The 4682-nt window shown below is 73.9% G+C and carries 6 protein-coding genes; 4 read left to right on the forward strand and 2 right to left on the reverse strand.

The features are described 5' to 3' along the window. The coding region (locus AB0I76_RS22755; protein WP_357038848.1) for an RNB domain-containing ribonuclease at window positions 1-824 on the reverse strand (824 nt) is incomplete at its 3' end. A 97-nt stretch (window positions 825-921) separates the two neighbouring features. Here AB0I76_RS22755 and AB0I76_RS22760 point away from each other — a divergent pair. Then, window positions 922-1755, forward strand: a complete 834-nt coding sequence (locus AB0I76_RS22760; protein ID WP_357038851.1) for a hypothetical protein — start codon at window positions 922-924, stop codon at window positions 1753-1755. 58 nt (window positions 1756-1813) lie between these two features. Here AB0I76_RS22760 and AB0I76_RS22765 read toward each other — a convergent pair whose 3' ends face one another. Further along, window positions 1814-2017 carry a hypothetical protein gene (locus tag AB0I76_RS22765; RefSeq protein WP_357038854.1) on the reverse strand — a complete coding sequence of 68 codons (204 nt, stop codon included), beginning with the start codon at window positions 2015-2017 and terminating at the stop codon, window positions 1814-1816. A gap of 209 nt (window positions 2018-2226) precedes the next feature. Between AB0I76_RS22765 and AB0I76_RS22770 the strand changes: the two genes are divergently transcribed. The 3 genes from AB0I76_RS22770 to AB0I76_RS22780 all read left to right on the forward strand — a co-directional run. Next, window positions 2227-3492: a M48 family metalloprotease gene (locus AB0I76_RS22770; RefSeq protein ID WP_357038857.1), complete on the forward strand. Its 1266-nt coding sequence runs from the start codon at window positions 2227-2229 to the stop codon at window positions 3490-3492. A gap of 59 nt (window positions 3493-3551) precedes the next feature. Continuing rightward, window positions 3552-4109 (forward strand): NUDIX domain-containing protein, encoded by a 558-nt coding sequence (locus AB0I76_RS22775; protein ID WP_357038860.1) that lies wholly within the window; start codon window positions 3552-3554, stop codon window positions 4107-4109. Between the two features lies 1 nt (window position 4110). Then, window positions 4111-4682 (forward strand): nucleotidyltransferase domain-containing protein (locus tag AB0I76_RS22780; RefSeq protein ID WP_357038863.1); only part of this gene is annotated, 572 nt, incomplete at its 3' end.

Consider the following 4682-nt stretch of genomic DNA (forward strand, 5'->3'; position numbering starts at 1 on the left):
GCGGCGGTGCGCAGCCGCTGCACCGCCTCCGGCTTCGGCGCCGGCATCGTCCGCAGCAGGCCGATCCGGCCGGCGAGCATGATGTCGGCGGCGGCCATCCCGGTGAGCAGGGAGATCTGGGCGTTGTGCTCCTCCATCGGCACCGGGCCACGCAGCACCAGCCGCCAGCCGTCGCCGTCGGGCTCGACGTCCTGCTCCGGCAGCGGCAGGTTGATCGCGCCGCGGCGCAGGCCCCGGATGGTGAGCAGCGCGCCGATCTCGGGCAGCAGGGCGAGGGGCTCGGGCAGGCGGCCGGCGTCGGCATCCGCCTGCACCGTGACGTAGTCCAGTTGGGCGCGGCTGCGCACCAGGGCACGCTCGATGTCGACGGCGACGGTCGCGCCGTCGGCGTCCAGGTCGATCGTCCACACCACGGCGGCCCGGTCGACGTCGGGCAGCAGGCTGGCCGCAGCCTCGCTGAGCGTCTTCGGGTGCAGCGGCACCGTGCCGTCGGGCAGGTAGATGGTCTGCCCGCGCCGCCAGGTCTCCTCCTCCAGCGGGCCCCCGGGGCGTACGTGGGCGGCGACGTCGGCGATCGCGTACGTCACCCGGAACCCGCCACCCGGACGGCGCGCGAGGTGCATCGCCTGGTCGAGGTCCCGCGAGCCGGCGGGGTCGACGGTGACGAACGGGACGTCGGTGCGGTCGACGGCCGGTCGGGGCGGCGCGGACGCCGCCTCGTCCGCCTCCCGCTGCGCGGCGGCCGGGAAGCTCTCGGCCAGGTCCAGTTCGCGGCGCAGGGCGCCGAAGTCGATGCGGGGGGCGAGGACGCGTCTGATCACCACGCCGCCCATCCTGACAGCGCGGCGCACGATCCGCCCTCCGACGACGCGCCGGTCCTCGACCGCCGGCACGTCCCGCGGGAGCGGCTCGGGTCAGCCGGTGGCCTTGCGGGCGGTCGCGCGTACGCCCCGGGGCGTGGTGGCCCGTGCGGCGACCGGCCGGGCCGGGGTCTTGCGGGCGGTGACCTTCTTCGCGGGGGTCTTCGCGGCGACAGTCTTCTTCGCGGGGGCCTTCTTCGCCGTGGCCTTGCGGGCCGTGGCGTTCGACGTCGCCTTCCGCGCCGGGGCCTTCGTGGCGGTGGCCGTGCCGCCGGGGCGGGTCGCGGGGGCCTTCCTGGCCGGCGCCTTCTTCCCGGGCGCCTTCTTGGCGGCGGTCTTCTTCGCCGTCGAGGTGACCTTGCGGGCGGCCGTGGAGGTCTTCGCGGGGGCCTTCTTCGCCGCCGTGGTCTTCTTCGCCGTCGCCGTCTTCTTCGCCGCGGCCGTCTTCTTCGCCGCCGTCGTCTTCGTCGCGGCGGTCGTCTTCTTGGCGGTGGCGGTGGCCTTCTTCGCGGTGGCGGTGGCCTTCGTCGCGGCCTTCTTCGCGGGCGCCGTCGCCGCGGTCGTCTTCTTCGCGGCCGTCGTCTTCTTCGCGGCCGTGGTCTTCTTCGCGGCCGTCGTCTTCTTCGCCGCGGTCGCCTTCTTCGCCGCGGTCGTCTTCGCGGCAGTCGTCGTCTTCGCGGCGGTGGTCTTCTTCGCGACGGGGGACTTCTTCGTCAGGGCACGGCCGGCGGAACCGGCCGCCTTCGTGGCCGGCGCCCGCTTCGCGGAGGTGGAGGTGGACGGGCGGGTCCCGCCCGCGGTTCGCTCCGCCGCGGCGGTCTTCTTCGCGGTGCTGCGCCGGGCGGCCGGGCGGGTGGTGGCCTGCTGTGCTTCGGCCATCTCGGTTCCCTCCTAGGGGCGTGCTTCGCCCTCGCGGAGCACGGAGTACCTCGGCGCGGGCCGTCCCGCGCCGCCTATCTGCCCTCCCCGGCCCAGCGGGCGTCCTCGGCGTCCCATGCCTCGTTGCGCTCCCGCACCTGCTGGAGCGCGTTCTCCGCGTCCGCCGGTGAGGCGTACGGGCCGAGAACGTGCCGGGCGGGGCACACGTCGGCATCGGTCTCGACCCGGTGGTGTCGGGTGCACCAGTAGTAGTGGCCACCGCTTCCGCTGTCACTCATGCGATCACTGTGCACCGCGACGCATCCGGACGCCACCGGAACACCGCAAGCGCCGATGATCTCCACAGTAGAGGCGCTCCCGGCGGTAGGGGCGCGAACAGCGAAAACGGTTGAAGACGACGTCCGGATGACGCCGGTGCACGCCGGAGCCGGAGGTCGGCTGAACGGCCACTTCCGATCGGTGGGCGATCTCACCAGAATCGACCCTCATGATCGACACAGAGGCGGGCAGCCGGCTCTGCCCGGCCTGCGGCACCGCGACGGTCTCGCAGCTCGACGCAGTGCCCTGGTGTCCCGCCTGCGAGTGGAACCTCGACGCGTACGACGCCGACCGGACGGGGCCGCTGTTCGGCTGGGCGTGGCTGGACCGGTGGACGCACCGTCTCGGGTACCGGATGATCCGGCGCCAGTTCGAGCGACTCCTGGGGCGCCCACTCGGCACGACGGGTGCCGACCTCGCGACGGTGTTCGTCCTGCTCGCCTCCGCCCTGCTGCTGACCTCGGTCGTCACGCTCGGGGTCACCGGGCTCTGGCTGGTCGTCGCGTTTCCCTTTCCGAGCCCGCAGACCGTGCTCGGTGTGCCGCTGATCGCGCTCGCGATCGGGCTGCGTCCCCGGTTCGGACGGATCGGCCCGGACGTCGAGGTGCTGTCCCGCGACCGGGCACCGGAACTGTTCGCCCTGGTGGACGAGGTGGCCTCGGTGACGGGTGCGCCCGTGCCGCACGTCATCGGGGTGAGCGACGACCTCAACGCGTACGCCGGGACGTTCGGCATCCGGCGACGGCGGGTGCTCTGTCTGGGACTGCCGTACTGGGGCGCACTGGGGCCGCAGGAACGTGTGGCCCTGCTCGGTCACGAACTCGGCCACTTCGTCAACGGCGACCCGCGTCGGATGCTGCTCACCCAACCCGCCTTCACCATTCTCGGCTCGGCGGCGGACCTGGTCCGACCGGTGCAGACGATCCGGGGTGGCCTGCTGGAGACAGTCGGCGCCGCCCTGGGAAAGATCTTCCAGTGGATCCTCGCCCGGTTGCTCTTCGCCCTGCACCTGGCCCTGGTGTGCGTCGCCCTGCGGGACAGCCAGCGCGCCGAGTACCTCGCCGACGAGATGGCCGCGAAGGCGGCGGGCTCGACAGCGGCGACCGACCTGCTGGACGGTCTGCTGCGGATGGAGTCGCTGCACCAGACCGTGCGCCGGGAGGCCCGCAACGGACACGGGCCGCAGCGATGGCGGACCGCGGTGGCCGAGGCTCGCACAGCCGCAGCGGCCCGGCTGCCCCAGCTGCGTCAGCTCTCGGTGCGCGAGGAAGCGTCACTGTTCTCCACGCACCCGCCGACGGGGCTGCGCCGGCTCATGCTCGAGCAACGGGGGTGGCAGGGGGCCCTGGTCACCCTCACCGAGGCCCGCTCCGCACGGATCGACGACGAGCTGACGAAGGAGTACGAGCGGGTGCGTCTGACGCTGGCCTGGTGAGCGGTCGTCCCGTCGGCCACGCGATGGGGCGTGCCGTCGGGCCCGCATAGGATCGCCGGATGGCCGTACCGGAGTACATCCACCGCATACGCCGACACATCGGCACCGAGCTGCTCTGGCTTCCGAGCGTCAGCGCCGTCGTCCGCAACGACGCCGGCGAGCTGCTGCTCGGGCAGCGGGCCGACGACGGGCGCTGGTCGGTCATCAGCGGCATCGTCGAGCCGGGCGAGCAACCGGCCACCGCCGTCGTGCGGGAGGTCCGGGAGGAGACCGGCCTGGAGGTCGAGCCGGCCCGACTGAGCAGCGTCGTCGCCCGCCCGCACACCTACCCCAACGGGGACCGCTGCGAGTTCCTCAACCTCGGCTTCCTCTGCCACCTGCTCGGCGGCACGGCCCGGGTGAACGACGACGAGTCGGTGGCCGTCGGGTGGTTCCCGCCGGACGCGTTGCCGACGCTGGACCGGCACGCCCGGGTGGTCATCGCGCACGCGCTGGGCATCACCGAGAAGGCGCTGGAGGCCGGGGAACACGCGCCGGCCCCGGCCGCGTCGGACGAGGGACGGCCGGCCTGGTACCTGCCCGCCGGCACCGCCTGGTCCGAGTCGCCGGAGGACTGACGTGGACCAGGCCGTTCAGGACTACCTCGCCGCGCTGGTCGTCCGGGCCCGCGCGGTGCTCGGCGACGACCTCGTCGGGGCCTACGCGGCCGGTTCCGTGGCGCTGGACGCGTACCAGCCGGGGCGCAGCGACGTCGATGTGGCCCTGGTCTGCGCGGCGGCCCTGGACGACGGGCGGAAGCGCGCAGTGGTGGGCGCACTGCGGCACGAGGCGTTGCCGTGCCCCGCGCGCGGCCTGGAACTGGTCGTCTACCGCCGGGACGTGGCCCGCTCCGGCACCCCGGAGCCCGGCTTCGAGGTCGAGCTGAACACCGGCGCCCGGATGCCGTTCCGGGTCACCTGGTCGCCGGGCGAGCGGCCCGTCGAGGACGGCCGCTTCTGGTACGGGCTGGACCGCAGCATCCTGCACCAGGGCGGGCACGCCCTGCTCGGCCCGCCGGCGGCGGAGGCGTTCGCCGACCTCTCCCCCACCGACCTGCGGGCCCTGCTGGTCGACGCGTTGCGCTGGTGGCTGGCCCTGCCGCTGCCATCCGGCGACGAGCCGGCTCCCGGGGCCGAGGACGCGGTGCTCGG

The organism is Micromonospora sp. NPDC049799 (assembly GCF_040656655.1).
Taxonomy (GTDB): Bacteria; Actinomycetota; Actinomycetes; order Mycobacteriales; family Micromonosporaceae; genus Micromonospora.